At 71.4% G+C, this 26,337-nt stretch carries 20 protein-coding genes and 2 pseudogenes; 14 read left to right on the top strand and 8 right to left on the bottom strand.

The annotated features are described in order from the left end of the window. The first annotated feature begins 319 nt into the window (after positions 1-319). On the top strand, positions 320-1,759 hold the full coding sequence (gene gndA, locus ACZ6I3_RS06650; RefSeq protein WP_469412287.1) for an NADP-dependent phosphogluconate dehydrogenase: 1,440 nt from the start codon (positions 320-322) through the stop codon (positions 1,757-1,759). Positions 1,760-2,216: 457 nt separating this feature from the next. Here gndA and ACZ6I3_RS06645 read toward each other — a convergent pair whose 3' ends face one another. The 4 genes from ACZ6I3_RS06645 to ACZ6I3_RS06630 form a co-directional block, all read right to left on the bottom strand. Beyond that, positions 2,217-2,561 carry a GNAT family N-acetyltransferase gene (locus ACZ6I3_RS06645; protein ID WP_469412286.1) on the bottom strand — a complete coding sequence of 115 codons (345 nt, stop codon included), beginning with the start codon at positions 2,559-2,561 and terminating at the stop codon, positions 2,217-2,219. A 31-nt stretch (positions 2,562-2,592) separates the two neighbouring features. After that, positions 2,593-3,012 carry an aspartate 1-decarboxylase gene (gene panD, locus ACZ6I3_RS06640; RefSeq protein WP_469412284.1) on the bottom strand — a complete coding sequence of 140 codons (420 nt, stop codon included), beginning with the start codon at positions 3,010-3,012 and terminating at the stop codon, positions 2,593-2,595. Between the two features lie 371 nt (positions 3,013-3,383). Next, the gene (locus ACZ6I3_RS06635) at positions 3,384-4,385 is read right to left on the bottom strand and encodes a helix-turn-helix transcriptional regulator (RefSeq protein WP_469412282.1); all 1,002 of its coding nucleotides are present in this window, start codon (positions 4,383-4,385) and stop codon (positions 3,384-3,386) included. 97 nt (positions 4,386-4,482) lie between these two features. After that, positions 4,483-8,160, bottom strand: coding sequence for a S8 family serine peptidase (locus ACZ6I3_RS06630; RefSeq protein ID WP_469412280.1), 3,678 nt, complete (start codon positions 8,158-8,160; stop codon positions 4,483-4,485). A 645-nt stretch (positions 8,161-8,805) separates the two neighbouring features. Between ACZ6I3_RS06630 and ACZ6I3_RS06625 the strand changes: the two genes are divergently transcribed. The 10 genes and pseudogenes from ACZ6I3_RS06625 (at position 8,806) to ACZ6I3_RS06580 (ending at position 18,969) form a co-directional block, all read left to right on the top strand. Continuing rightward, complete coding sequence (locus ACZ6I3_RS06625; protein ID WP_469412278.1) at positions 8,806-9,987, top strand: ATP-grasp domain-containing protein; 1,182 nt, start codon at positions 8,806-8,808, stop codon at positions 9,985-9,987. 16 nt (positions 9,988-10,003) lie between these two features. Beyond that, positions 10,004-11,236: a lysine N(6)-hydroxylase/L-ornithine N(5)-oxygenase family protein gene (locus tag ACZ6I3_RS06620; RefSeq protein WP_469412277.1), complete on the top strand. Its 1,233-nt coding sequence runs from the start codon at positions 10,004-10,006 to the stop codon at positions 11,234-11,236. Next, the gene (locus ACZ6I3_RS06615) at positions 11,233-11,610 is read left to right on the top strand and encodes a cupin domain-containing protein (RefSeq protein WP_469412275.1); all 378 of its coding nucleotides are present in this window, start codon (positions 11,233-11,235) and stop codon (positions 11,608-11,610) included. Before ACZ6I3_RS06620 ends, ACZ6I3_RS06615 begins: the two co-directional genes overlap by 4 nt. Further along, positions 11,603-12,706: an NAD(P)/FAD-dependent oxidoreductase gene (locus ACZ6I3_RS06610; RefSeq protein WP_469412273.1), complete on the top strand. Its 1,104-nt coding sequence runs from the start codon at positions 11,603-11,605 to the stop codon at positions 12,704-12,706. Before ACZ6I3_RS06615 ends, ACZ6I3_RS06610 begins: the two co-directional genes overlap by 8 nt. Beyond that, on the top strand, positions 12,703-14,334 hold the full coding sequence (locus ACZ6I3_RS06605; RefSeq protein ID WP_469412272.1) for a class I tRNA ligase family protein: 1,632 nt from the start codon (positions 12,703-12,705) through the stop codon (positions 14,332-14,334). Before ACZ6I3_RS06610 ends, ACZ6I3_RS06605 begins: the two co-directional genes overlap by 4 nt. Beyond that, positions 14,331-15,578 carry an ATP-grasp domain-containing protein gene (locus ACZ6I3_RS06600; protein ID WP_469412271.1) on the top strand — a complete coding sequence of 416 codons (1,248 nt, stop codon included), beginning with the start codon at positions 14,331-14,333 and terminating at the stop codon, positions 15,576-15,578. The genes ACZ6I3_RS06605 and ACZ6I3_RS06600 overlap by 4 nt, the downstream gene beginning before the upstream one ends. Beyond that, entirely contained in the window at positions 15,571-16,851 is a 1,281-nt protein-coding gene (locus ACZ6I3_RS06595) for an MFS transporter (RefSeq protein ID WP_469412270.1), read from the top strand. Before ACZ6I3_RS06600 ends, ACZ6I3_RS06595 begins: the two co-directional genes overlap by 8 nt. A gap of 72 nt (positions 16,852-16,923) precedes the next feature. Next, positions 16,924-18,123 carry a threonine aldolase family protein gene (locus ACZ6I3_RS06590; protein WP_469412269.1) on the top strand — a complete coding sequence of 400 codons (1,200 nt, stop codon included), beginning with the start codon at positions 16,924-16,926 and terminating at the stop codon, positions 18,121-18,123. A gap of 132 nt (positions 18,124-18,255) precedes the next feature. Next, a pseudogene (locus tag ACZ6I3_RS06585) lies at positions 18,256-18,459 on the top strand (IS982 family transposase); the annotation flags it as partial. 171 nt (positions 18,460-18,630) lie between these two features. Beyond that, complete coding sequence (locus ACZ6I3_RS06580) at positions 18,631-18,969, top strand: hypothetical protein (protein ID WP_469412267.1); 339 nt, start codon at positions 18,631-18,633, stop codon at positions 18,967-18,969. Between the two features lie 129 nt (positions 18,970-19,098). On the opposite strand, the pseudogene ACZ6I3_RS06575 reads toward ACZ6I3_RS06580, so the two are convergent. Further along, positions 19,099-19,557, bottom strand: a pseudogene (locus tag ACZ6I3_RS06575) (nucleotidyl transferase AbiEii/AbiGii toxin family protein); the annotation flags it as partial. A 78-nt stretch (positions 19,558-19,635) separates the two neighbouring features. Continuing rightward, a complete protein-coding gene (locus ACZ6I3_RS06570; protein WP_469412265.1) occupies positions 19,636-21,000 on the bottom strand; it encodes an aminotransferase-like domain-containing protein in 1,365 nt (454 codons plus the stop codon). A gap of 84 nt (positions 21,001-21,084) precedes the next feature. Here ACZ6I3_RS06570 and ACZ6I3_RS06565 point away from each other — a divergent pair, with 84 nt between their 5' ends. The 3 genes from ACZ6I3_RS06565 (at position 21,085) to argB (ending at position 24,217) form a co-directional block, all read left to right on the top strand. After that, on the top strand, positions 21,085-22,473 hold the full coding sequence (locus tag ACZ6I3_RS06565) for a pyridoxal phosphate-dependent decarboxylase family protein (RefSeq protein WP_469412264.1): 1,389 nt from the start codon (positions 21,085-21,087) through the stop codon (positions 22,471-22,473). Positions 22,474-22,594: 121 nt separating this feature from the next. Then, complete coding sequence (locus tag ACZ6I3_RS06560) at positions 22,595-23,251, top strand: isochorismatase family protein (protein WP_469412262.1); 657 nt, start codon at positions 22,595-22,597, stop codon at positions 23,249-23,251. A gap of 129 nt (positions 23,252-23,380) precedes the next feature. Next, entirely contained in the window at positions 23,381-24,217 is an 837-nt protein-coding gene (argB, locus tag ACZ6I3_RS06555; RefSeq protein WP_469412489.1) for an acetylglutamate kinase, read from the top strand. Here argB and ACZ6I3_RS06550 read toward each other — a convergent pair. Next, on the bottom strand, positions 24,204-24,722 hold the full coding sequence (locus tag ACZ6I3_RS06550; protein WP_469412260.1) for a GNAT family N-acetyltransferase: 519 nt from the start codon (positions 24,720-24,722) through the stop codon (positions 24,204-24,206). The two genes, argB and ACZ6I3_RS06550, sit on opposite strands and share 14 nt — an antisense overlap. Positions 24,723-24,758: 36 nt before the next feature. Further along, on the bottom strand, positions 24,759-26,333 hold the full coding sequence (locus ACZ6I3_RS06545; protein WP_469412258.1) for an amidohydrolase: 1,575 nt from the start codon (positions 26,331-26,333) through the stop codon (positions 24,759-24,761). Positions 26,334-26,337 lie beyond the last annotated feature (4 nt).

Here is a 26,337-nt window from a genome sequence, read left to right as displayed (position 1 = left end):
GGGCAAAAGTAAGCGCTGCGAACCGGCCAGAACAAGACGGCTATCAGCCGCCCGGGCGCCCAAATGGCCGGTATGAGGCCCCTGTTGCGCGACGTGCGCCACGGCGGTGCATCGCGTACGCCACCCGGTGCGCGGGTGCGACGTGCGCGGGGACGCATACATCGACTGAGCGCGACGGCGCTTTCGTGCGTATCACGCTGCGCGACGTCGTACGACCCGCGCGTGCGGACGAAGTAGCGGCACGTCAGGATGGTCGACGGGGGCATGCTGGTGGACAGCACCCGCAGCACCGATACCGAGGTCTTTAGGAGCCAACCGAATGAGCAGTACAGCGCAGATCGGCGTCACGGGTCTCGCGGTCATGGGCCGCAACCTCGCCCGCAACTTCGCCCGCAACGGCTACGCGGTGGCGGTGCACAACCGGACGCCCGCGCGCACCCGCGCCCTGGTGGAGGAGTTCGGCGGCGAGGGGGACTTCGTCGCGTGCGAGAGTGCGAAGGAGTTCGTCGCGGCGCTGGAGCGGCCGCGGCGGCTGGTCGTGATGGTGAAGGCCGGTGACCCGACGGACGCGGTGATCCAGGAGTTCGCCCCGCTGCTCGAGCCCGGCGACATGATCATCGACGGCGGCAACGCGCACTTCGCGGACACCCGGCGCCGGGAGCGCGAGCTGCGCGAGCAGGGCATCCACTTCGTCGGCATGGGCGTCTCCGGCGGCGAGGAGGGCGCGCTCAACGGGCCGAGCATCATGCCGGGCGGCCCGAAGGAGTCGTACGACTCGCTGGGCCCGATGCTGGAGAAGATCTCGGCGAAGGCGGCCGACGGTTCGCCGTGTGTCTCCCACGTCGGTCCGGACGGGGCCGGGCACTTCGTGAAGATGGTGCACAACGGCATCGAGTACGCGGACATGCAGCTCATCGGTGAGGCGTACCAGCTGCTGCGCGATGTCGCCGGTTACTCCCCCGCCCAGATCGCGGAGATCTTCCGCACCTGGAACCAGGGCCGCCTCGACTCCTACCTGATCGAGATCACGGCCGAGGTGCTGTCGCACGTCGACACGGAGACGGGCAAGCCGTTCGTGGACGTGGTGGTGGACCAGGCCGAGCAGAAGGGCACCGGCCGCTGGACGGTCCAGATCGCCCTCGACCTGGGTGTTCCGGTGTCCGGTATCGCGGAGGCCGTCTTCGCCCGCTCCCTCTCCGGCCACGCGGCGCTGCGGGAGGCCTCGCGCGGGCTGGCAGGCCCGAAGGCCAAGGCGCTCAGCGAGTCGGAGGCGCGGGCCTTCGCCGACCGGGTGGAGCAGGCGCTGTACGCGTCGAAGATCGTGTCGTACACGCAGGGCTTCCACGAGATCGACGCGGCCCGCGACGAGTACGGCTGGGACATCGACCTCGGTGCGGTCTCCGCGCTGTGGCGTGGCGGCTGCATCATCCGCGCGGCCTTCCTGGACCGGATCCGCTCCGCCTACGACACCCGGCCGGACCTGCCGAGCCTGCTGTCGGACGCGACGTTCGCGCAGGAGATCGCGGACGCCCAGGACGACTGGCGCGAGGTGCTGATCGCCGCGACCCGCGAGGGCGTGCCGACCCCCGGCTTCGCTGCGGCCCTCGCCTACTACGACGCGCTGCGCGCGGAGCGGCTGCCGGCGGCGCTGACGCAGGGGCAGCGGGACTACTTCGGTGCGCACACCTACCGGCGGGTGGACCGGGACGGTTCGTTCCACACGCTGTGGGGCGGGGACCGGTCGGAGGTCTCCGCGTAGGCGCTCGCCGCTGAGGGAACGGTGAGGGGCCGGTGGAGGGCAGCGTTGGCTGTCCACCGGCCCCTTCTCGTTCTCGTTCCGGTGCCGTTCAGGTGAGCGGCGGGCCCGGCTCGGGGCTGGGTACGGGTTCCGGGCCCGGGGGGATCGGTGACGGGTCGGGACCCGGCACGGGGTCCGGCCCCGGGGGCGGGGTCGGGGACGGGGGCGGCGGGGTCGGCTCCGGGCCAGGCGGTGGCTGCGGATCCGGCACCGGGTCGGGGCGCGGCTCCGGGTGCTGGGGATCCGGGCCCGGTGTCGGCCCCGGGTGCACGGGGTCGGGGTGCACGGGGTCGGGAAACGGATTCGTCATGAGGCCCTCCAGCCAGTCGATCGACTCCGGCTCTGGACTACTCCCCCGCCTACCCGGCACCTGCCTCGCCAGTCACTCCGGCGCGGGACGGGCAGGGGGCCAGGTGGGTCAGAAGCGGCCGGGGTGGGCGGACAGCCATTCCTTGGCCGCCGTCAGCAGGTCCTGATCGGCCGGGCGGGCCTCGTCGGGGTGGCGTTCGGCCCATCGGGTGACGTAGGGGCAGAGCGAGGCGACCGGGCTGTGCTCGCGTCCGGCGACGGCGTACAGCTCACGTGCGAGCGAACCCGCGATGCCCTGGCCCTCGTGGGCCGGTTCGACGATCGTGTGCACGGGCACGAGCGCGCGCTCGGGGCTCTCGAGGACGAAGTACTCGATGCGGCCGACGACTTCACCGCCGGTCAGCGCCTCCAGGCGGCCCGCCGCCCGGTCGTCGCGGATCTCCAGGTCCTTCATACGGACATACTCCTGTCCCGTGGTTGTCCGGTCAGGCCCCGACGGCCTGCGGGCTGCGCTGCTGGTCCGAGCCCGGCACCGGCTCGGACGGGTCGGCGCCCAGGGCCGCGATCCGGTTGTCGCGGTCCACGTGCACGACCCTGGGGGTGAGTGCCCGCGCCTCGGCGTCCGTCACCTGTGCGTAGCTGATGATGATCACGAGATCGCCGGGGTGGACCAGATGCGCGGCGGCCCCGTTGATCCCGATCACCCCGGATCCGCGCTCGCCCTCGATGACGTACGTCTCCAGCCGGGCGCCGTTGGTGACGTCCACGATGTGCACGAGCTCGCCGGGCAGCAGATCGGCGGCGTCGAGCAGGTCGGCGTCGATGGTCACCGATCCCACGTAGTGCAGGTCGGCCTGGGTGACGGTGGCTCTGTGGATCTTGGACTTGAACATGGTGCGCAGCACTTTGGACTCCTAGAAGACTGCTCCCCGCTAGCTTTCTGCAGGTCAGGGGCGTCCTTCACTGTACATCGGCATGTCTTCGACTCGAAGACTTTCCGGGACATCGTGCGCCGCAGCGCCCATGCTTCTCACCTGCGCGATCCGCGCGAAGCAAGCTCCCGCCGAGCCGCCGCCCGGGAGCATGAACGGAAGACTGCCCCGGTCCCACGCTGGTTGGATGCTGACTCACCTGATGAGTGACCAGGCAAGTTGAGGGATGGATCGTGGCGGCGCTCAGCCAGGGCAAGCGCGTCGTCACCCATGGACGCAACCTCGGTGGTGCCGACGTTCACGTCCCGGGTGATGAGGCCCCGACGCCAGGGGCTGCTGCGCCCCTACACCCAGCCGCGTTGGGAAGCCCGCATCCCCAGCTGGAACCTGCTCGCCGCACCCAGCCGCTCCTGCAGCTCGCTCACCCGCCGCCGCAGGGTCCGCAGACTCACCCCCAGATGGCGAGCCACCGCCTCGTCCTTCATTCCGGCCGCCAGCAGCCGGGTCAGCGTCCTCTCGCTCTCGGAGAGTTCGCCCTCGGCGGCCGCCTGGCCCAGCGGAGTCGCCTGTTGCCAGGCCAGCTCGAAAAGCTTCTGCAGGGCCTCGGTCACCGCCGAGTGCCACACCACGACGGCACAGTAGCCGCCGGCCACGGAGGCGGTCAGCGGCAACAGCGCCCGGCATCCGTCGACCACCAGCAGCTTGAGCGGCACGGATGGCAACACCCGTGCCTGCTCTCCGAGTTCGACCATCCTGAAGGCGCGGGAGAGCACCTTCGGATCCTCCAGGCCGGTCGCCGCGTAGATCCCGCGAGAGACGATCCCGCGGCTGAGCAGATCGGCCTGGAGATCCACCTGCGGAGCGGCCGGGGCGAGATACGGCGGCGTGTCGAAGAGGCACACCTCGCGCTCCGCGCGCGCGTACATCTCCTCCAGACGGGCCGCGATGGCGCCCTCGCCGGAGGCCACCTCGACGAGCCGGGACGGCTCTTCGCGCAGCAGCCCCGCCTCGTACGCGGTCGCCATCTCCTCGGCGGTGGCGGCGAGCAGCTCGGACTCCGTCTCGCGCCGCCGGATCAGCGCGCGGATCGCCACCCGGGGGTCGACCGCCCGTAACCCGCCCATGGAGTCCGGTGGTTGCAGCAGCCCGAGCGTGAGCAGCCGGTTGCAGGCCTCGCGGACCCGGGCCGGGGAGGCACCGGTCAGCAACGCCCAGCCCGCCGCGCCCGCGTCGGGCTGGTTGAGGACCGCCCGGTACAGCAGCTCGTCGAACGCGGAGACCCCCACCGCGGCCCAGGGGCTCGCGGCGGGGGTCTGCCCTGCCGTGTCGTATGCCGTGTCCACCATGGCTCGACACGGTAGGCGACCTTTGTTAAGGCTGTTGACAGGCCTGGGACACCGCTCGCTTCAGGCCGGTCACTTCAGGTCATCTCCTTCGTGCCGGCTACTTCAGACCGAACGCCCGCAGTACGGTCTGGTCGACCGCGTTGCCGTTCCGGTCGGCGGCCCGCACGCGCAGCGACACGAACTCGGCGCCCTTCGGGTGCTTGAGTTCCAGCTCGCCGCGTTTCACCTTCACCTCCTTCCAGGACGTGCCGTCGTCGTAGGAGACCCATGCCTTCAGGTCAGCGGCCGTGACGCTGCCCGACTGACCGCGCACGGCGAGTCCGAGCGCCGACTTGTGCTTGCGGTCGGCGCGGTTGAGGAGGTCGAGCCCGTCCACGCCGTAGTCGACCGAGATCAGTGGCAGCGCCGTCCGCTGGTCCGTGTGCGCCGAGGTGAAGGACCATTCGGTGTGGGTGCCAGTGGAGTACGCGGCCCAGCCGGCCGTGCGCCGGGCGTCGAGCACGAGGCGGTACGAGGCTTTCGCCGCCGGGACGTCGAAGGTGCCGATTCCGCCGAGTGCGGTGTCGCCGACCAGCTGTCCGTCCTTGTACAGCGTGCCCTTCGCGGTGTCCTGGACGTTGTCCACCGACCCGTAGTGCTCCGGCGCCGAGTCGCTCAACTCCGGGATCGCGAAAGTGAGTTTGTCGCCGGTGCGCTGGGAGAGGCCGTACTGCTGGCTGGTCGCCGGGCGGACGACCTGGCGCAGCCAGTCCTCGGCGGGCAGCTTGCCCGCCTTGTCGAAGGTCCGCAGGGAGTTCCACTGAGGCTTGGACGCGTTCGTGTCGGGATAGACGGCGTGCCAGATCCGGCTGTCGGAGACGTTGTAGTACTCGGTGCGCTCCGTGCCGAGCCGTACGTTGTTGGTGGTCGCGATGTCGGCGGCCTGCCAGGGACGGAACCGGTACACGGCGTCCTTGCCTACCTGGCCGGCCCGGCCCGCGTGGTAGCGAACCGTCTGCTTCACCGTGTTGGAGCTGTTCAGGTTGTATGTCTGGTTGGCCGAGACGGCGTCCGTCTGCGGGAACATCACGTTGTACACGTACGGGCTGACCGCGGTGCCCTTGAGCCTCAGGTTGACCTTCTTCCCGCTCTTGAGCAGGGCCCCGAGCTTCGCGCCGTCCTCGCCGGTGGCGGTCATCAGTGGGATGGTCGCGCTCTTCACCCAGGAGATCCAGTACCCGGGCGTGTCGTGATAGGCGAGGACGTAACCGGCCCCGGCCGCAGTGGCGTTGGCCAGTGCCTCGTCCGCCGTGGCGCCGGCGCCCACCCGGACGACCGCCACCTTGCCCTTGACGTCGAGCCCGTCGAAGTCGGCCGCGGTGCCACTGCCCGCGTCCACCGCCCGGACCGTGCGGTCACCGCTGATCTTCACCGGGAAGCCGCTGGACGTCTGTGCGTAGTCGAGGGGCAGCGCGTACTTCTCGGGGCTGGTGACGCTCGCCGTCAGCTCCTTGGCGTACAGACGGAACTTCGAGGAGAACTCGAACATGCCCTCGGTGACCTTCTTGGTGGGTGCCACGTAGATGTGGTCGGTCCACCAGCCCTGGCTGTAGGTCAGGCCCCAGGCGGTGCCCGGGCCCTCCCGGTGCCAGTTGGTGCTGAAGCCCTGGAACTCGGAGTCCTCCTTGGTCTTCGGCTTGATCTCGACCGCCGTGCGGGCGTCGAGGACGACCTCGGTGTTCTTGCCGACCTTGATCTCCGGATCGCCGACGACCGAGGTGGCGACCTCCAGTCCGGCCGCGTCCCGCTGCGAGATCCAGGACGCCATGCTGTACGTACCGGCCGGCACCTTGAACGTGTAGCCGCTGCCGATGAACCCGTACGTCTCCGGATACGCGCCGTTCAGCTCCTGAAGCATGAAGACCGACGCCGAGGTGGACGGCTTGCCGTCGCGGCCCACCAGCGACACCTTCAGGTCGTAGGTCTTCGCCAGCTTCTCGAAGCCGATGGCGGTGGTGACCTGGACGCCGTCGGCGCTCGCGGTGATATGGCCCGTGTACCGGCCCGTCGCCTCATCCGCCGGATCGACCGTGACGGCGACGGTGGCGGTGCCCTTCGGCGGCACGGTCACGGTGTCCGCGTTCAGCGCGGCCTCTGGGAGGGAGGAGGAGACCTTCAACTCCAATGCCTTGTCAGTGGTGTTGGTGTACGTGATGTCCTTGCTGTCCGCCTCGGTGTCGCTCTCCTCGTACCTGCCGAAGCTCAGGGTCGGCGTCGCGAAGACACCCTGATTGACGGCCCGTACGGCCTCGACCCGGCCGTCGCCCTGTTCGAACACGGAGTTGACGGTGTTCGTCTTCGCGGTGGTCGCCAGCGCCTGCTTGACCTGCTGGCCCGTCCAGCCGGGGTGGGCCTGGGCGACCAGCGCGGCGGCGCCGGCGACATGCGGGGTCGCCATCGACGTACCGCTCGACGTCGTGTAGTACTCGTCGACCGGCGTGCCCATGGTGGTGCCGGCCGCGCGGGCCGCAGTGATGGCCGCGCCCGGTGCGGTGATCTCCGGCTTGACCGCGGAGTCGCCGAGGCGTGGGCCCCGGCTGGAGAACGAGGCCAGCTTGTCGGACTTGTCGACGGCGCCCACCGTCAACGCCGAGTCGGCGATGCCCGGGGTGCCCACGGTCTGCTCGGACGGGCCGGAGTTGCCCGCCGCGATCACGAACAGGGTGCCGGTGGACGCTGACAGTTCGTCGACCGTCTCACTCAGCACGTCCGAGGGACCCGAAGCCGTGCCGCCCAACGACATCGACACGATCTTCGCGCCGGAGCGCGCCGCCCACTCCATGCCCGCGATGATCCAGGAGTCCTGGCCGTGACCGGTGTCGTCCAGCACCTTGCCGACCAGCAGCTCCGAGCCCGGCGCCACACCCTTGCGCTTGCCCTCCGAGGCAGCACCCGAGCCGACGATCGTGGACGCCACATGGGTGCCGTGGCCGTGACCGTCCCGCACTGCCTGGTCCGGCACGAAGCTCTTCGTCTCGCCGATCTTCCCGGCGAGATCAGGATGACCGGCGTCCACGCCCGTGTCCAGGACGGCGACCTTGACGCCCTTTCCGTCGTAACCCGACTTCCACACCTCGGGCGCGCCGATCTGCGGCACGCTGACATCGAGGGACGCCTCCACCTTGCCGTCGAGCCAGATCTTGTCGATGCCCTCGCCGAGCCGCTTCGCGGCCTTCGCCGTGGGTTCGGTGCCGAGTGCGGGCGCGATGTCGGCCCAGAAGGCGGGCGACTTCTTCGCGCTCAGCGCGGCGCCGTCGATCGTGGGCAGCGCGAGCGTCCGGCGCGCGCCGTCGGGGGTCGCGCTGCCCTTCGTGTACGTCGCGATCACCGGGGTGGTGCCGGTCTTCGCGTCCGCGTACCCCTGCCGCACGAGCTGGGTGACGTTGAACAGGGCCGGGTCGAGACGGCCCGCGTTCACCAGCGGGATCGCGTCCGCCGGCAGGACACTGACCTCGCCGTCCTTCTCGCTCGACACGAAGGTGGCGGCCGCACGCCCCTTGCCGCACTGCACGTCGACGGCGTGCTTGCCGTCCGGGCCGACACTGAGCGAGACGGTGTCGCCGGTGATGAGGGTGACGGTCTGCGTCTTCGTGGCCGCTGTCTCGGCGCTGCTCCGCACGGGCGGTGCGTCCGGTGCGGTGGCCCGCGGTCCGGAACCGGCCGCGGCGGGCGTGATCGCGCCCGTGAGTAGTCCTGCCGCTCCTGCCACTGCCCAGAGGGCGTGGAGTCTTCGCATGGGTGGCGTCCTCCCCTGAACGCTGACAACGCTTCCGGCTAGTGAGCGGAAGCCAGTGATCAGAGTGAGCGCTGCGCGGAAATCGGCTCAAGGGAATCCTGTGGCCGAGGAGTGCCAATGCCTTCTTCGGCCATGGGAGTTGGCGGTTTCCGTGGGTCCCGTCGTCGAACTTCCGTGTTCGCCCGGAGGACGAGCCCGGGCCGCGCCCCCGCACGGTCAGCCGCGCGGCTTCGGCTCAGTCGGAGCACAGGGTTTGACGGGCGTGCGGGAGACCCGCGGCAGGCCGGCGCCGGTGGAACCGGTCTGTCCGGAGCCAGAACATGGAGTCGGAGGCGTCGGGGCTGTCCAGCCGAGATGCGGCGGCTGATCGGCATCCTGCGCGACGCGGGCGGCGTAAGAACGCTGAAGAGGCTTCCGTTCCGGAAAATATGCGGCACAGGTTCGTTCTCGCAGCTAATCTTGCGGTGATGCATTGACCGGGACCAAGGCGCCCGGATAGAAAGATCACGACCAGGATCGCGATCGCGAGTCCGGTTCATACAGCTCTGCCCGGGGGATTTTGCTTTGCCGCACACAGATGCACTTCGTCCTGCCCGCGTCCTCGTGGTCGAACCCGCCTCCTCCGGAGGCGCCACCCTGATCGGCGTGGCGGCCGAGATGGGACTGCGGGTCGTCGTCGCCACCGCCGACTCCGGCGACCGCCGGCTCTCCGGCGCTGTGCGCGCGGCGGCCGACTCGGTGCTGACGGTGGAGACCAACGACCAGGCCGCCCTCGAAGCGGCCGTGCTCGAACTGCACCGGGCCGAGCCGTTCGAGGCGGTACTGCCGGGCTCCGACATCTATGTGACGGCGACCGCGCGCGTCGCCGCGGCACTGGACCTGCCCGGCCTGCCCGTGGCGACCGTCGACCGGGTGCGGGACAAGAGCGTCATGCGAGCCGCCGTGGCGGAGGCCGGGCTGCGCACTCCGCGCTTCGCCCAGGCGACCACCGACGCCGAACTGCGCGCCGCGGCCGAACAGGTCGGCTTCCCCTGCGTGCTGAAGCCGGTCGCCTGCTCCGGCAGCATCCACGTCAGCCGCGCCGACGACCTCGACCAGCTCACCGCCGCGTTCCAGCGGCTCGTGACCGACCCGGAGCCCGACATGGGCAAGCTGCACGAGCACCGGGTGCTCGTCGAAGAGTACGTCCAGGGCCCCGAGTTCAGCGCCGACGGCTATGTCCTGGAGAGCGGCGAGGTCACCGTCGTCGCCCTCAGCCGCACGCTGCTCGGCCCCGAGCCCGACTTCGTGGAGCTGGGCCACCTCACCCCGGCGCTCGTCGACGACGCCACCCTGAAGAACGTCGAGGCGTACGTCGGCGACGTCGTCCGCGCCGTCGGCATCACCAGCGGCCCCTTCCACTGCGAACTGCGCCTGACCGCCGACGGTCCGGTACTCATCGAGATCGGGGCCCGGCTGCCGGGCGACCGAATCGTGGAGCTGCTGCGGCTCGTGACCGGCGTCAGCCTGCCCAGGGTGGCCGTCGCCACCGCGCTCGGCATCGGCCTGGAGGCGGCCGGCGCCTTCGCGCGGCCGCAGGCCGAGAGCGCCGGCATCCGCTTCTTCTCCGCCGCGGGCCGCTCCTCGTACCAGGAGCTCACCGGGTGGCCGGAACTGGAGGCACTGCCGGAAGTCACCGAGACCGCCGTGTACTTCGCGCCGGGCGAGACCATCCCGGGCGTCGAGGACTGCCGCTCGCGCCTCGGCCACGCCCTGTTCACCGCCGACTCGCCGCAGGGCGCCCTGGACCGCTGGCAGGCGCTCGGTGACCTCGTCGTCCCGGCCTGACCCGCCGGTTCCCGCCATGAACGCACACATACTCGACTACGCGGCCGTCGGCATCGGCCCCGCGAACATGAGCCTCGCCGCGCTCGCGCATCCGGTCGAAGGGCTGCGCGGCGCCCATCTGGAACGCCGTGAGAGCTTCTCCTGGCACCCCGGACTGCTGCTGCCCGAGGCCACCCTCCAGGTCTCGCTGCTCAAGGACCTGGTGACGCTGGTCGATCCGACCAGTCCCTTCTCGTTCCTGTCGTTCCTCGCGAGTGAGGGCCGGCTCTACCGGTTCCTGGCCGCGGACTTCCCGGCCGTCCTGCGCGCCGAGTTCAACCAGTACCTCCAGTGGGTCGCCGGGCGACTGCCGAGCCTGATCTTCGGGGCGGACATACGCAGCGTGGACTTCCACGACGGGGCCTTCCATCTTCGCACCGGCGCAAACGAAATGACGGCACGTCATCTCGTGCTCGGCACCGGTCTCACCCCGTCCGTCCCCGAGCCGTTCCGTCCCTTGCTCGGCCCCACCGTCTTCCACTCCGGGGAGTTCCTGCTGCGGGCCCCCGAGGTGACCGGACAGCGGGTCGTCGTGGTCGGCGGCGGCCAGAGCGGCGCGGAGATCGTGCGCCACCTGGCGGCCGGCGCGGCCCCCAGGAGCATCACCTGGGTCAGCCGGCGCTCGTCGTTCCTGCCGATGGACGACTCGCCGTTCGCCAACGACCTCTACACGCCCGACTACGTGCGCCGCTTCCACGCGCTGCCCTCCGACCACAAGGCCCGGCTCCTGGAGCGGCAGAAGTTCACCAGCGACGGCATCGACCTCCAAGTCCTCCAGGACATCTACCGGTTGAGCTACCGCGACGAGTTCATCGAGAACAACCCCGGCAGGCTGCGCTTCCTGGCGGACTGCGCGGTCACCGCGATCGAGGGCGGCCCCGACGAATGGAAGCTCGTCGTCGAGTCCTCGGGCCCGGACGACGCACCCGCTGCGCTCGCGGCCGATATCGTGATCCTGAGCACCGGATACGCCTACGCGCTGCCGGACTTCATGGCTCCGCTGGACGCTCGGCTGCGGCGGGACAACGGGATGCTCGTCGTCGGCGACGACTTCTCGGTCGCATGGGACGGGCCTGCGGAGAACCGGATCTACCTCCAGAACGGCGCCCGGCACTCCTGGGGCGTCGCCGATCCCAATCTCAGCCTGCTCGCCTGGCGCAGCGCGGTCATCCTCAACAGCATCCTTGGTGAGACGAGGTATTCGGTATGACCGCTCGTCAGGTCTCGCAGTTCCAGGCCGAGGCGGTCGGCGCCCTGGTCCCCTTCGCTCCGACCGAGGTGGAACCCGACGGAGTGACCGTCGCCGAGGCGGACTTCGCCCGTTCGGTCTTCCCCCACGTGCCGTTCGAGGCGGCCCGCTTCACCGTGCCGCCGGGCGGGACCAGCTCGCCCGACCAGCACGCGGTCCAGGAGATCTGGGTGGTTCACGCTGGATCCGGCACCCTGGAGGTTGACGGCGAACGGTCACTCGTCGGGCCCGGCTCCCTGGTGGGCTTCGCCTCGCAGGCCGTCCACGAGATCTTCGCCGACCAGGGCGAGGAACTGGTGATCTACTCCTTCTGGTGGTCGGCGCCCGATGAGTGAGCGCACCATCGGGACCGGTGAGGCACCCCACTACGACCTCGCCGTCGTCGGCGCGGGCGCGGTCGGCGCCCTCGCCGCTTATTTCGCCGTGCTCCGGGACCCGGGCCGCCGCGTCGCCGTGATCACGCACGCCGGACGGGGAACGGGCGCGACCCGTTACTCGGCAGGGTTCGACACGCCCACGGGGCACAACCCGGCCCAGCGCGCCCTGGCCGCCCGCAGCACCGCGCTCTTCGACGAGCTCGCCGCCGGACTCGGCGACGCCGGACGCGCGCCGGTCGACGTCCGCTGGCTGGTGGCGCGCGAGAACACGGCCGCGCTCGACGCGACCATGGCCGACGGCGGCCGCACCCGCCCGGTCACCGGGGAGCAGCGGACCCTGCTCGACCGGACGTTCCCCGGCCTCGCCCACGACGACGACCAAGTCCTGCTGGCCACCGCTTCCATGACGGTCGGTCAGCCCCAACGGCTCACCGACCGGCTCCTCGACGAGGTCCTCCGCCGACCGGACAACACCCTCATCGAGGGCTTCCGGGTCACCGAAGTACGCCGTACGGGCGGGCGCCTCGAACTGGTCGCCGCCGACGGCAGCCGGATCACCGCCGCCAGCGCGGTCCTCGCGCCGGGCCCCTGGGTCCTCGACGGCCCGGTGGCGGCGGCGGCCCGCGAGCGCGGGGCCCGGGTCAAGAAGGTGGTGGCGTTCCACATCATGTCGCCGCCCCCGCCGGGCGCCCCGGCACTCGTCCTGGAGGACGCCGACGCCTTCCTGCTGCCCCACCGCCCCGGCGGCCACTGGATCTTCAGCATCACCTCGCCCGACTGGGACCGCGGCCCCGACGAACCGCTCGCCATCGACGCCCGCGACCGGGAACTCGCCCGGGCCCTGCTCGCCCGGCACGTACCGGGATTCCTGCCGCATCTGCTCGGCGGGCGGGTCTTCAGCGACTGCTTCACCCCCGGCCATCTGCCGGTCGTGGACACGGTCGGCGGCGACGACGTGGCCATGGCCATCGGCGGCTCCGGCTCCGGCTACCGACTCGCCCCGGCCATGGCCGAGGACGCACTGAACCTGCTCGACGGGAGAGCGCGAGCATGAGCCTGCTGACCGGGGACACGCACACCCCCCGGCACTACCTCCTGGTGCCGCCCGAGGCCACTCCCAACGGCCCCCTGCACCTCGGCCACATCGGCGGACCCTTCCTGTGGTCGGACATGATCGCGCGGCATCTGCGGGTCCGGGGCGACCTGCCGTTGGTGATCACCGGCAGCGATGTGTACGAGTCGTACGTGGCGCTGAGGGCGCACGCCGAGGGCTCCACGCCCGGCGAGGTCGCCGCGCGCTACGGACAGCGCATCCAGGACGACTTGGCCGCGCTGCGCATCGGCGTCGACGCGTTCATCGTCCCCGATCAGCAGCCCTGGCGAGAGCAGTTCGAGCAGGAGGTCGCCGCCTCGACCGAGCGGCTGACGGCCCGGGGCGCGGTGCTGACGCGCACCGAGAGCGTGCCCTACTGCCCGGCGTCGGACCGCTGGGTGGTGGGCGGCTGGCTCCAGGGCCGCTGCCCCGAGTGCGGTGCGGGCATCACCAGTTACTTCTGCGAGGAGTGCAGTGCGCACTTCCTGCCCGAGTCGGTCGTCGAGCCGCGCCCCCTGCTCGACGAGGGGCCGCTGACCTGGCGGGAGATCTCCAGCCTCTTCCTGCGGCTGCCCGACCGCGACCTCCTGGACACCACGCTCGTGGGCCTGGGCGTCGCCGACCGCTACCGGGCGACCGTGGCGCGCTTCCTGGAGCGCGACGGCCTGACCGTGCGGCTGAGCGCTCCGCAGACGTGGGGACTTCCGCTGCCCGGACCCGAGCCGGACGTGCCGCGCGCCCTCTTCCCGTACGCCGGGATCTTCATGTTCGCCCGCCTCGCCGGTGCCGTCCACGGCCGGCTCTCCGGCACCGGCGTGAACGCCTTCGATCCGGACTCCGGGGTCACCACCCTCACCACCCTGGGGATCGACAACGTGATCCCCACCCTGGTCTCGATCGTCGGCACCAGCCTGCTGCACGGCGACATGAAGCCGTACGACCGGTGCCTGATCAACAACTTCTACCGGCTGGCCGGGCGGAAGTTCTCCACCAGCGCCCGGCACGCCATCTGGGCGGCGGACATCGCCGCGTCGCCGGCCATCGGCGTGGACACCGTCCGGTACCACCTCGCCGGGGCCGATCTGGAGTCCGGGGCGGCGAGCTTCGAGACGGCGGACTTCCTCCGGACCGCGAACGTCACGCTCGCCGACGGCCTCGGCAAGCGGATCGACGCCGCCTGGAGCCGGCTGCCCGAGGGGCCTCCGCAGGTGCCCGCCCCGGCCGTCGCCGACCTCCTGGAGTCCCTGCTCGCCGAGCAGTCCGCGGCGCTCGACGCCGCCCGTGTCTCAACCCCGCGCGCGGTCGCGGCGCTCGACCGCTGGTGCGCCGACGACGCGGTCGCCCACGCGGCCGAGGACGGCGCCTACTGGTGGCTCAAGGGCCTGTCCCTCCTGGCGTTCCCGGTGATGCCGGACCTCGCCGAGCTCCTCTGGCAGCGCCTCGGCGGCACCGGAGAGCCCCGCGCGGCGGCCTTCCTCGCCAGGACCCCGGCCCACCGGGACCGGCCCGCGCCCGGCTTCGGCCGGGTGAGCGCCGCCGACCTGGACGCCTGCCTGCCCGACACCCTGCGACCGGGAGCGGACGCGTGACCGACCTGACCACACCGCTGTACATCGTCCTCAACCGCTCCGGCGACGAATTCGGCGAATACCACCGTTTCCTCGACGGCCACCCCTGCCGGACGGTGTACCTCACCACGCCCGGCGGGCTGCCCGCGCTCGACCGGGACGGGGCGACCGAGGTCCATGTGCGCGACAGCCTCGCCCACGACGACCTGCTGACCCTCGTACGGGAGATCGCGGACCGGCACGGCACGCCCGAGGTGGTCTTCGGCCAGTCCGAGTACGACATCCTGACGGCCGCCCGGCTCTCGGCCGCACTCGGCGTGCCCGGCGGCTACGGTCTCGGCCTCGTCGAGCGGTTCAAGGACAAGCCCGCCATGAAGAGCGCGGTGGGCGCGGCCGGACTGCGGGTTCCTCGGTTCCTGCGCCTCGACGACGCACCCTCGGCGGCGACGGTCGTCGACGCCCTCGGCGGTCTGCCCCTGGTCCTCAAGCCGCGCGCCGAGGCGGGCTCCCAGGGAGTCACGGTCGTCCGTAGCGCCGACGAACTGCGCGCCGCCCTCAAGGCCGTCGACCCCGCGGCGTACGAGTGCGAGGAGTACGTCGAGGGGGAGATCTTCCACGTCGACGGCGTCCGCCGCTCCGGCCGCCTCCACTTCGTCACCGCTTCCCAGTACGTCCACACCTGCCTGGACTACGCACACGGCCGCCCGCTCGGCTCGGTCCTGCTCGACCCGGGCCCCGAGCGCGACGAGCTCACCACGTTCGCCGACCGCTGTCTGGGGGCGCTCGGGCTGCGCGACGGCGCGTTCCACCTGGAGGTGATCCGGCGTCCGGGGGGCGAGCTGGTGTTCCTGGAGGTCGGGCTGCGGCCGGGCGGCGCGCAGGTGCCGTTCCTGCACGTCGACCTCTACGGCATCGACCTGTTCGCCGAGGCGTTCCGGGCGGCCCTGGGCCTGCCCCCGCTGTGGCAGCCGTCCGAACCGGTCGGGCCCCGGGCCGGCGGCTGGCTCATCTACCCCGCCCCGCGCGAGCTGCCCGGACGGGTCGTCGCCCGTACCTCACCCCGGTCAGCCGTCCCCGAGGTGTACCACGAGGAACTGCCCGCGATCGGCCAGATCATGACCGGGCCCGGCAGTTATGACGAGGGCTGCGGGATCTTCCGTTTCCGGGGGCGGAGCGCCGCCGGTGTGCGCGCCGCCGTGCACACGGCGATGGAGGTGTACGGGCTGCGGACCGAGCGGGCCGAGGGAGCTGAGCCGCATGGCTGAGGCACGCCGGTACGGCGCCGTGCTGCGCGCCTGGATCCGGGAGACCCTTCCGGCCGCCGGGAACGCGCGCAGACTCGGCGTCCTCACGCTCATCCAGTCCCTGGGCCTCGGGGTGTTCCTCACCTCCAGCGCCGTGTTCTTCACCCGCACCATCGGCATCCCCGCCCAGCGCGTGGGCCTCGCCCTGTCGGTCGCCGGGCTCTGCGGTCTGGTCTGCACCGTGCCCATCGGCCGGCTCGCGGACCGGCTCGGCGCGGGCCGGGTGCTCACCGCCAACTTCCTGCTCGCGGCCGTCGGCTTCACCGCGTACTGCCTGGTGGACGGCTTCGCCGCGTTCCTCGCGGTCGCCTGTGCCATCGCGGTCCTGGAGACCTCGGCGGGCGCGCTGCAGGCGTCGCTCACCGACGCGCTGGTGGGCGAGGCGGAGCGGGTCAGGGTGAGTGCGCAGATGCGCAGCCTGTTCAACCTGGGCTTCCTCGGCGGCGCCGCGCTGGCCGGAGCCGCCATCGCCGCCGGCACCTCGACCGCCCTCTACGCCACGGTCCTCGCCAACGCCGCCCTCCAGTTGGTCTCCGTCGCCGTGCTGCTCGGGATGCGGCTGCCCGCGGGCGCCGGGACCCGGGCCACCGCCGCCGAGGCGCCGGGCGGGGTGCTGCGCAGCGCCGCGCTGCGGGACGTGCGCTATGTGGCGGTCGCGCTGGTGTGCGGCGCTCTGGAGCTGTACCACCCGCTGCTGACGGTCGGTCTGCCGCTGTGGATCGTCACGGGCACCGACGCGCCCGCGCTGCTGGTGTCGGGACTGCTGATCCTGGACACCGTCCTGGTGCTGCTGTTCCAGGTCACGGTCAGCAAGGGCGCGCGTACGCCGGCGGGAGCGGCTCGTATGCTGCGCTGGGCCGGGTGGGCGCTGGGGGCGTCCTGCCTGGTCTTCGCGGTGAGCGGGGGGCACGGCGCGCTCATGGACAGTGCGGCCCTGCTGGGCGGCGCGCTGGTGCTCGTCCTGGGCGAGCTGTACCAGGCGTCGGCGAGCTGGGGCCTGTCCTTCGGGCTCGCCCCGGCGGGTCGCCAGGGGGAGTACCAGGCGGTGTTCTCCCTGGGGCGCGGGTTCCAGCAGTTCGCCGGGCCGTGGCTGATGACCTCCCTGGTCGTCGGCGCGGCGGGGACCGGCTGGCTGGTCCTCGCGGCGCTCTTCGCCCTGCTCGGGCTCGCCGCGCCGCCATTGGTGCGCGGCCTGGAGAAGGCCCGCGCGCGGACGGAGCCCGCGCCGGCATGAGCGGACCGGCCGGCGCCCGTCCGGACCAGATGTGTCACACCCCTACGACCGAAACAAGTAAGCGAGCGCACCATGACCCTGCAGCGACGACACGACCCGGACGAGCGCGGCTTCGCCAGCGACAACTACGCGGGTGTGCACCCCGAGATCCTTGCCGCGATCGCCCTGGCCAACGGCGGCCACCAGGTCAGCTACGGCGCCGACGTCTACACCGAGCGCCTCCAGGACGTGGTGCGCGGCCACTTCGGCCCCACCGCGCACACGTACCCGGTCTTCAACGGCACCGGCGCGAACGTCGTCGCGCTCCAGACCATGCTCGACCGCTGGGACGCCGTGGTCTGCGCCGAGTCGGCCCACATCAACGTCGACGAGGGCGGGGCGCCCGAGAAGGTCGCCGGGATCAAGCTCCTGACGGTGCCCGCATGGGACGGCAAGCTCACCCCTGAGCTGATCGACCGTCAGGCGTGGGGCTTCGAGGACGAGCACCGGGCCCGGCCCAGGGTCGTCTCGATCGCCCAGTCCACCGAGCTCGGCACCTGCTACACGCCGGACGAGATCCGTGCGATCTGCGACCACGCGCACGGCCTCGGCATGCTCGTCTACCTGGACGGCGCCCGGCTCGCCAACGCCGCCGCCACCCTCGGCGTGCCGCTTCGTGAGATGACCACCGACGCCGGCGTGGACGTCCTCTCGCTCGGCGGCACCAAGAACGGGCTGCTCTTCGGCGAGGCGGTGATCGTGCTCAACGAGGACGCGGTGCGCGGCATGGCCCACCTGCGCAAGACGAGCATGCAGCTGGGCTCCAAGATGCGTTTCATGTCGGTGCAGTTCGAGGCACTGCTCGGCGGCGACCTCTGGCTGCGCTCGGCGGCCCGCTCCAACGCGATGACCCAGCGGCTGTACGAGGCGGTGCGCCGACTGCCGGGCCTGGAGATCGCCCGCCCGGTGCAGGCCAACCAGATCTTCGCCGTCCTGCCGCCGACCGTCACCGAGCGTCTCCAGAAGCGATTCCGCTTCTACACCTGGGACGAGCAGGCCGGCGAGGTCCGCTGGATGACCTCCTTCGACACCACCGAGGACGACGTGGACGCGTTCGCGGCGGCGATCGCGGAGGAGCTGGCGGCGGAGCGAGGCCAAGGGCCGTCGGGTGCGCTGACCGTGGCCGAGCGCGAGGAACTGACGCAACTGCGCCGGAGGGTCCGCGAGATGGAAGAGACGATCGAAGCGCTGGGGAAAGAGCCTGCCTCCTCCGAGAACCGCAAGTCGAAGTAGCGGGAGGAGGAAGCCGGGGGCAGGCGAGCGCCCTCCCCCCCGGGCGGGAGAGGCTTCCACGATCGTCTGCTGACCGAGTTCGCGGCGAATCCCGGCGACGGATGGTGCCATCGTGCAGACGAATGAGTGGGTGTGACTCCTGGCCCGGACGCCCTTCTGGCGGCACCGCACGTGTCCATCGACGACCATGCGGCCCCCCGGCTCCGGATCGGGCGACCCCCGAAACTGACGGACGCCGAACTGCTGTGTCTGGCCGTTGCCGAGGTCCTGCTCGGGTTTACCTCCGCCCGCCACTGGGTCCGCTTCGCGCATGCCCGCCTCGGCCATACGTTCCGCTTGACGCAACCGCACTGACAATCGAAGGCGAGCCGGACGTCCCCGCTCCCCGCCTCCGAGGCGGCGCCGGGGCAATTTCTCCAGATTCAACTTCAGGACCGCCCCGACTGGATACCGTGTCGCTCCAGTCGGCTGGAGGGGGCTCACATGAAGTATGGAGATGCGGACTACATGGCTGCCCGAGACGCCATGGCAGCGATTCTGAAGGACTGGGCCCGAGAGGGCCGGACCAACACCTACAAGGCGCTGAGCGAGGCCCTGGCACCGGAGCACCGGGTGCACTACCACGGTCGGATGATGTCGCTTCTGCTGGCAGACGTCTGCCGCCGGGACAGCAACGGCCCCGAGCCGATGCTGTCAGCACTGGTAGTCAATGGATCCAGCCGGAAGCCTTCCGACCAGTTCTTCGAGCTGGCCGTTACCGAGTTCCACCGTCGGGACCCGGACTGGACCTGGGAGTGGGAGCGGGATGCAGTGTTCGACCGTTACCGCAGCCCGGTTTCGCCGTGAGTCCACTGCGGGGTATCGCTTGACTGCCCTGCACATTCGCCGTGCAGGGCAGCCAGCGTCATGGACGGCTCCGGGTTGAAAACCTGCCGGCTGCACCACATCCTCTCGCTGCAACGACGGTAGAGGGACGAACGCGATATCCGCGCGACGGCGGCCCAGGGACTCGAGGTCGGCGGTGGAGCGGTGGCGGGAGGCAGCCTGGACGTCGATGAGGCCGCGAACGGTGCCGCGGTCGGCGAGAGCACGGACCTTGGTGCCGATCACGTCGTCGAGGGAAAGAACGGGGCCGTAGGGGGTCTGGGCGGGCGGAGCCCAGAACGCCTCCTTGAGGACGTCGACCTCGCACTCCTCGCCGGTGGCCGAATCGGAGACGAGGAACCGGCCGCTGAGCGGATCGGTCTGGACGTGCGTGGTCCGCCATCCGCGCGCGCTGAGGCCTGCTGTGAGTGAGGCGGCGATCTCCTCCATCGGAGCGGGGTTCTCGGTGGCGACGTCGAGGTCACGGCTGAAGCGTTCGACCAGGCCGTGGGCCTGCACGGCTTATCCGCCGGTGAGGACCAGAGGGTAGGGGGAGCCGAGGTCGAGGATGTCGGCGAGGAGACGCTCGTGGAGCGGTCCCGAAAACTAGGCTCCCTGCCTGCGTTTGGGTCGAGGGCCGTCAGCGGCTCAGCCTCGGCAGGCGATGTCGAGGACCGTGGCGACCCGGTCGAGTACGTCGAGGGGTGGGGTGTAGGGAACGCGCAGGTGGTGGGTGAGGGTGGCATCGGACGCGAAGCGCGGGCCGGGGGCGAGTTCGACTCCGCTCTTGCCGGCTCGTTCGACGATCGTGTCGGCGGGTGTGGCGGTGAGGTGCAGCCACAGCGCGAGTCCGCCGGGCGGGACGGTGAAGTGCCAACGGATGTCGTCGGCGAGCAACTCGCTGAGGTGGTCGCGCTGTCGCCGGAGTCCGCCGCGCCGTCGATGGAGCACTGCGTCCAGGTCGCCCAGGAGTTCGGCGGCGATGAGCTGTTGCATGGGGGGTGCGGACAGTGGTCCGGCGAGGGGGTTGCTCTGCAGGCGGCTGACGAGTGGGGTCGTCGCCCGGATCCAGCCGATGCGCAGGCCGGCCCAGATCGCCTTGCTGGTCGAACCGATCAGCACTGCGCCGCGGATCCGGGGCGCGGGCTCCGGCCGGTCGCGCAGGTCGAGGTCGCGCATGGTCTCGTCCGCGACGATGGTCACCTGGTTCTGGGTGGCCAGGTCCGCGACGGCTCGACGGATGTGCTGAGGCATGAGCGCACCGGTGGGGTTGTGGAAGTCGGGCACCAGGTACGCGAGGTGGCCTCGGGCAGCGGTGAAGGCGGCCTCGAGCTGGTCGAGGTCCCAGCCGTCGGTGGTGACCCTCAGGCCGACCAGTCTCGTTCCCGGACCGCGCAGTACCCGCAGCGCATCGAAGAACGTGGGGATCTCGACGGCGGCCACACGGGGTTTGAAGTGCGCGATGAGCAAGGTCAGCGCGGCGCGTGCCCCGCTGGTGACGAGGATGTGCTCGGGCCGGGTGGCCAGACCCTCACGGCTGTACCGTGCCGCGATCAGGGCACGCAGCTCGGGCAGTCCAGGTCCGGGTTCGCCGTGCTCGGCCAGCAGCGGGGCCGCTCGTTCCACGGCTCGCCGGGTCGCTGCCAGATATGCCTCCCGCGGTGCGGCGGGCACGGCCCGGCGCAGGTCGGTGACGGAGCCGGTTTCCCCGGTCGCCGAGAGGGGGGCGATCCGTTCCGCGGCGGCCGGGGGCAGCTGGAGCGTGCTGGCGCTGCCGTGCCGGGTGCGGACCCATCCGGTGTCACGCAAGCGGTCCAGCGCGGCCGTCACCGTGCCGCGGCTCACCCCGAGAGCAGTGGCGAGGCGGCGTTCGGCGGGCAGCCCGCCACCAGTGCGCAGGCGGCCGTCGAGCACCGCTTCCCGCACTGCTCGGGCCAGCGCCGCACTCAGTGGCGCATCGGGCGTTCGCCAGGGCCCCAAGGCCCGCACCAGCTGCTCGTCCCCGATCCGCACTGGTCCAGTTTCCCATGATTGGACCATGCCCTCGGGCCCGCCGCCTGCCTACCGTCGTGGCCGGCCGAAACGAACGGAGACACCGTGTATCTGCAACTCGCCGCAGACCGAAACGAGCTGCCGAGGCTGCTGGAAGCCGTCCAGCAGCACGCCGCCGCCCTTCTCGCAGACGTGGACGAGCGGGACGTCGTCCCTGCGGCGTCGGTCCCGCCACCCACGCCGCTGCCCGCGCGGGGTGTGGGTCTGGAGGCGACGCTGGACGAGTTCGCCGCCCGCTGGGAGCCGACGCTGTCGGCGAGTGCCGGGCCGCGCTACCTCGGGTTCGTCACGGGAGGCGTGACGCCGGCGGCGTTGGCCGGCGACTGGTTGACCGCTACCTGGGACCAGAACGCCTTCTCCTCACTGGATGGAGCGGGACAACACCTGGAGCGCGAGTCGATCGCCTGGCTGCGCGGCCTGTTCGGGCTGTCCGACGACCATCACGCGACGTTCGTCAGCGGTGCCACCATGTCCAACACCGTCGGCCTTGCCACAGCCCGGGAATGGCTCGGCGAGCGCAGGGGTGTGTCACCTGCCGAGGACGGCGTGGGCGGCCTCGGCGCGGTACGGGTGCTGTCGGGGGCCGCGCATTCGAGCGTGTCCAAGGGGCTGTCGATTCTCGGTCTGGGGCGCACGGCCCTGGTCCCGGTGGACACTCTCCCCGGCCGGGAGGCCGTCGACACGGCCGCGCTCGAGCGTGCGTTGCAGGAGCACGAGGCGGATGGGCCATGCGTGGTCGTCGCCAACGCCGGTACCGTCAACACCGCTGATTTCGACGATCTGCGCGCCATCGGCGCGTTGCGTGAGCGTTACGGCTTCTGGCTGCACGTGGACGCCGCCTTCGGCGCCTTCGCGGCCCTGTGCCCGGGCTACTCGCACCTGGTCGACGGCCTCGACCTGGCCGACTCGATCTGCGTCGACCTGCACAAGTGGCTGAATGTGCCGTACGACAGCGCGGTGCAGTTCACCCGCCGACGTGATCTGCAGACAGCCGTCTTCCAGAACTCGGCCGCCTACCTCGGCCCTCTCGGCGACACTCCTGACACCGCCCACCTCACCCCGGAGAACTCCCACCGCCTGCGGGCGATCACGGCCTGGTTCACCCTGCGCGCGTACGGGCGCGACGGCCACCGAGAGATCGTCGAACGCTGCATCGCCTGTGCACACGCCCTGGGTGACGCCATCGAGAGCACGCCGGAGCTTCGGCTCCTGGCACCGGTCCGCCTGAACGTCGTCTGCTTCACCCTTGCGGAAGACCCCACCGCCGAACGCCTGGCCGCACTCACCGGTCAGGTCGCCGACGACGTCTTCCTCACACCGACCGTCCTGGACGGTGTGCCCGCGCTGCGGGCCGCCTTCAGCAACTGGCGCACCACCGAGAGCGACACCCGGCGGGTCTTCACCGCGCTGCGGGGCGCGCTTCGGGCACTGTGACCGTCCGCTGATCCTTGCGAACGACCGACTCCAGCCCCACGAAGCTCAATTTAGGTTAGGCTAAGCTAAATTTCTCGTGTGGGTCCGGACCGCGTCGCGTGATCGGGGGGAGAGAATCACCATGGGCTTGCCGGCCATCGGCTCCTACCCCATGCCGGAGCGCTCCGCGATCCCCCGGTCGCACGTCTCCTGGCGGATCGACCCGGCACGTGCCGCGCTCCTGGTCCACGACATGCAGAACCACTTCGTCCGGGCCTTCCCCGCCGGGCGCGCCCCCGTCGTGGAACTCGTCGACAACATCGCGGCGCTCAGGGAACTCGCCGACACCCTGGACATGCCGGTGGTGTTCAGCGCGGAGCCGGCCGGGCAGCCGCCCGCGCAGCGCGGGTTGGTCGGTGACATGTGGGGGCCGGGGATAGGGGACGAGCCGGATGCCGCGGCGATCGTCGCGCCTCTCACGCCCCGCCCCGGCGAACACCTCCTGGCGAACGTGCGCCACAACGCCTTTCTGCGCAGCCATCTCGGCAGGCTGCTGCGCTCCCAGAACCGGGACCAGTTGATCATCTGCGGGGTGCACGCGCACCTCGGCGTCCTGCTGACCGCCGCGGACGCCTTCATGAACGACATCCAGCCGTTCGTCGTCGCCGACGCGGTCGCCGACTTCTCCGCCGAGGAGCACACCTTGGCGCTCCGGTGGGCCGCGCGCACCGGAGTGGTCTGTACGACGGACCGTCTGCTGCGCGCCCTGCTCCTGCACCGGGAGCGGAGAAACGCGTGACGCCCGCGGCGCGGAGCATCGGTGCCTTCCTCGACAACACCCTCGAATTGGAGTGACTCCGTGAGCGTGACCCAGGCCGACCCGGTCGCGACCCGTTTCCCTTCCCTTCCCCAGCCGCCGGGTGAGCTCCTGGGCAGCGTGGTCGTCGTCAAGTTCGGCGGCAACGCCATGGTGGACGCGAGCCTGCACCGGGCCTTCGCCCAGGACATGGTGGAGATGTGGCACGCGGGGCTGCGCCCGGTCGTCGTGCACGGCGGCGGGCCGCAGATCAGCGCGATGCTGGACCGTCTGGGCCTGGAGACCCGTTTCGAGGCGGGCCTCAGGGTCACCACCCCGGAGACCATGGACGTGGTGCGCATGGTGCTGACGGGCCGGGTCCAGCGGGAGCTGGTCGGCCACATCAACGCCCATGGACCCTTCGCGGTGGGCCTGACCGGCGAGGACGCGCACACGATGACGGCGGTGCGGCGGCAGGCGCGGGTGGACGGCAGGACCGTGGACATCGGTCTCGTCGGCGATGTCGTGGACGTGAACCCGGCGATGGTGCGCGCCCTGCTGGAGCAGGGGCACATCCCGGTCGTCTCTCCCGTGGCACGCGGAGCGGACGGGCAGGTCTACAACGTCAACGCCGATCTGGCGGCGTCGGCCCTCGCCGTCGCCCTCGACGCCGAGCGGCTGGTGATGCTCACCGATGTCGAGGGGCTGTACGCGGACTGGCCGCGCAGCACCGAGGTGATCGGACGGCTGACGGCCGGTGCGCTGGACGGGCTGCTGCCCGGGCTGGCGAGCGGGATGCTGCCGAAGATGGAGGGCTGTCTGCGGGCCGTCCGCGGCGGTGTGCGCAAGGCGCATGTACTGGACGGGCGCGTGCCGCACGCGGTGCTGCGCGGCGTGCTCGCCGAGACCAGCCCGGGCACGACCGTGGTCCCGGACGCGGTGACCGAGTCCGTGGTCACCAAGTCCTGACCAGGACCCGGGCGTTGCGCCGCGAGTCCAGGGACTCCGCCCAGGCCCGCGGCGCCAGGTCGGCGGTCGTGGGCGTGAAGCCGTAGCGGAGGAACAGTCCGCCTCCGCCGGTGGTCGCCGTGAACAAGGCGTCGAGCGATCGCGCGCGGGCCATGGCCAGGACCGCGCGCAGCAGCCCTGCTCCCGCTCCGCTCCCCTGCTGGTGCTCCGCCACGCAGAAGTTGTAGACGACGCCTGCGGCTCCGCCGCCTTCTCCCCCGTCGGGATACGCCCGCATGCCCACGCAGCCTTCCAGGGTGCCGTCCGCTGCCTCCAGTACCAGGAAGTCCGCGGCCTGGGCGGCGTAGAGGGAGACGGGGCGTTCGCGCAGGGCACCCGAGTGTACGAAGGGGAGGGACAGGGCGGCGAGCGCGGTGGCCTCGTCGGGGCGGGCGGTGCGCACCGAGAACGACGGCGTGAGAAGAGCGTGCGGCGGCGCGGCAGGGCGCGGCGTAGCCGTGGTCAAGGGATTCCTTCCTCGGTTCCTGGCCCGGGCCCGGGATCAGACGCGCGGACGGCTCGGGCGGCCGTCGACGTACGTCTCGACCACCTCGATGTCGCCTATGCGGGAGGTGTCGACGCTCCGGGGGTCGTCGCCGAGCACGACCAGGTCGGCGCGTTTGCCGGGGGTGAGACTCCCCAGGCTGTCCTCCCAGTGGCAGGCGTGCGCGCCGGCGACGGTGTACGCGTGCAGGGCCTCGTCGACCGTGAGGGCCTCGTCCGGGCCGATGAGCTGCCCCGAGGTAGAGGCGCGCTCGACCATGAACTGGACGGCGCGCAGGGGCGATCCGTCGGCGACGGGACGGTCCGAGCTGCCCACCAGCGGGATGCCGTGGTCCAGGAACGCCCGGCCGCGGTACATCCACGGTGCCCGTTCCGGGCCCATGATCGACGCGTAGTCGTCGCCGAAGTACCGCAGGAAGTTGGGCTGGATCACCGCGCTGATGCCGAGGCGCGCGAAGCGCGGGAGCTGGTCGGGCCGGATCAGCCCGGCGTGTTCGATGCGGTGGCGTGCCTCGGGCCGGGGCCGCAGGCGCTGGGCGCGGTCGAGGGCGTCCAGGGCCAGGTCGGCCGCGCGGTCTCCGATCGCGTGCACGGCGAGCTGCCAGCCGGCGAGGTGGCCGTCCACGATGAGGTCCGTGAGCGTCTCCGGGTCGTCCTGCAACTGCCCGGTGTGGTCGAGTCCTTCGTACGGGCTGCTCAGCGCGGCCGTACGGGCCATCATGCCGCCGTCGGTGTAGATCTTCAGCGCGCCCACGGAGAGCCGGTCGTCGCCGAACCCGGTGCGCAGGCCGAGGTCGAGGGCGCGTGGGATGCCGTCGGTCTCGTGTGCCGCGACCGGGCTCAGCCGGTCCCCGGACACCATGAGCTGCACACGCAGGGGCAGCAGGCCCTTGTCCTGGGCGAGCTGGTAGGCGCCGAGTTCGACGGGGCTGTGCCCGAAGAGCTTGCCGCCGATGCCCGCTTCGGCGCAGGCGGTGACGCCCTCGGCGAGGCAGGTGCGGGCGGCCCGGCCGATGGCCTCGGCCAGATCCTGCTGGGAGTGCGGCAGGCGCAGGGCACGGGCGGCGCCCATGGCCTGCTCGGCGAGGAAGCCGTTCTCGTGCGGGATGTCGGCGGGCAGCAGGTCCAGGACGGCCGTGTTGACAACACAGCCGTGGCCGGAGTCGTGCAGCAGGAAGATCTTGCGTCCGTCGCTGACCTTGTCGAGCTCGGCGGCGGTCAGATGGCGGCCCAGGGCTCGCTGGTCGTAGCCGGCGAGGCTCACCCAGTCGCCGGGCGCGCGGGTGCGGGTGACTGCTTCCGCGACGACCGCCAGCACGTCGTCGATCCGGGTGCGGCCGGCGATGCTCGGGGTGTTCTGTTTGAACCCGGTCCAGGCGAGGTGCACATGGGCGTCGATGAACCCGGGGAGCACGGTGGCGCCCTGCAGGTCGATCACCTCGCGGGCGGGCAGGGAGGTCACGGCCTCGTCGAGGCCCGCGATCCGGCCCTGCCAGATGCCCACGTCATGGGCGACCGGATGGTCGGGGTCCATGGTGAGGAAACGGGCGTTGGTCAGCCTGGTGCACAGCATCGGT

The sequence above is a fragment of the Streptomyces sp. NPDC041940 genome, from assembly GCF_055589465.1.
The sequence above is the reverse complement of the archived record's forward strand: the minus strand, read 5'-3'. Positions and strand labels throughout refer to the sequence as shown.

Bases quoted from the DNA above. Each gene is read 5' to 3' on its own strand.
- ACZ6I3_RS06610 (WP_469412273.1), top strand. From the start codon at position 11,603: ATGAGTGAGCGCACCATCGGGACCGGTGAGGCACCCCACTACGACCTC.
- ACZ6I3_RS06595 (WP_469412270.1), top strand. From the start codon at position 15,571: ATGGCTGAGGCACGCCGGTACGGCGCCGTGCTGCGCGCCTGGATCCGG.
- gndA (WP_469412287.1), top strand. From the start codon at position 320: ATGAGCAGTACAGCGCAGATCGGCGTCACGGGTCTCGCGGTCATGGGC.
- ACZ6I3_RS06590 (WP_469412269.1), top strand. From the start codon at position 16,924: ATGACCCTGCAGCGACGACACGACCCGGACGAGCGCGGCTTCGCCAGC.
- ACZ6I3_RS06605 (WP_469412272.1), top strand. From the start codon at position 12,703: ATGAGCCTGCTGACCGGGGACACGCACACCCCCCGGCACTACCTCCTG.
- ACZ6I3_RS06645 (WP_469412286.1), bottom strand. From the start codon at position 2,561: ATGAAGGACCTGGAGATCCGCGACGACCGGGCGGCGGGCCGCCTGGAG.
- ACZ6I3_RS06545 (WP_469412258.1), bottom strand. From the start codon at position 26,333: ATGCTGTGCACCAGGCTGACCAACGCCCGTTTCCTCACCATGGACCCC.
- ACZ6I3_RS06635 (WP_469412282.1), bottom strand. From the start codon at position 4,385: ATGGTGGACACGGCATACGACACGGCAGGGCAGACCCCCGCCGCGAGC.
- ACZ6I3_RS06580 (WP_469412267.1), top strand. From the start codon at position 18,631: ATGGCTGCCCGAGACGCCATGGCAGCGATTCTGAAGGACTGGGCCCGA.
- ACZ6I3_RS06560 (WP_469412262.1), top strand. From the start codon at position 22,595: ATGGGCTTGCCGGCCATCGGCTCCTACCCCATGCCGGAGCGCTCCGCG.
- ACZ6I3_RS06630 (WP_469412280.1), bottom strand. From the start codon at position 8,160: ATGCGAAGACTCCACGCCCTCTGGGCAGTGGCAGGAGCGGCAGGACTA.
- ACZ6I3_RS06615 (WP_469412275.1), top strand. From the start codon at position 11,233: ATGACCGCTCGTCAGGTCTCGCAGTTCCAGGCCGAGGCGGTCGGCGCC.
- ACZ6I3_RS06620 (WP_469412277.1), top strand. From the start codon at position 10,004: ATGAACGCACACATACTCGACTACGCGGCCGTCGGCATCGGCCCCGCG.